Annotated in this window: 1 pseudogene; it reads right to left on the minus strand. The window is 69.2% G+C overall.

The features are described from left to right. Window positions 1–218: 218 nt before the first annotated feature. A pseudogene (locus tag G6O68_RS33140) lies at window positions 219–793 on the minus strand (IS630 family transposase); the annotation flags it as partial.

A 793-nucleotide genomic window follows, 5' to 3' on the forward strand; every position in this document is an offset into this window, starting at 1 on the left:
ACCACGAACCCCCAAAGGCCAGCAAGGTTCGCCATTCGCCTACCAGCCCTCCCCCGTACGATCGCCGCATCCAGAGCGATCGCCTCGCCGCTTGCAAGAATGCGCGCCAGTCGATGGGGTGCAGAAAATTGGACCACCTTCCTCGCATCGCGCCAGGCGCGGGCGGCAGATGTAGAAAAAGTGTCGGATCAGGAAAGCCGGCGATGCTAGACCTGTGTTCAAGAAGGTGTAGCCCGGTATCCAGAATGCGTTAGGTATCTGCGGCATTCCTCGGGCGGGAACTCGTCGACGAGGCGGCCCAGCAGCCTCCACAGGCCGTCGACGGTCCGCTCGCCGGCCTTGCGCAGCAGGGCCTTGAGCTTCGAGAACGCCCGCTCGATCGGGTTGAGGTCGGGGCTGTACGCCGGGAGGTATAGGAGGCGGCATCCCGCCCCCCTCGATCGCCTCGCGGACGCCGGCCCGCTCGTGGCAGGCCAGGTCGTCCATCACCACCACGTCGCCGGGGCGGAGCGACGGGACGAGTTGCTGGCGGACGTCGGCCAGGAACAGCTCGCCGTTGATCGGGCCGTCGACCACGACCGGGGCGACGACCCCGTCGGCCCGCAGGCCGGCGACGAACGTCGTGGTCTTCCAGTGGCCGTGCGGAACGGCCATGACCAGCCGCACGCCGCCGGGGGCCCGGCCCCGCGTCCTGGTCATGTTCGTGCTCGCCCAGGTCTCGTCGACGAACACCAGGCGGGCCGGATCCAGCCCGGGCATGGCCTCGCGCCAGCGAACCCGGGCCTCGGCCGCA

The sequence above is a fragment of the Paludisphaera soli genome, assembly GCF_011064595.1.
GTDB classification, from domain to species: Bacteria; Planctomycetota; Planctomycetia; order Isosphaerales; family Isosphaeraceae; genus Paludisphaera; species Paludisphaera soli.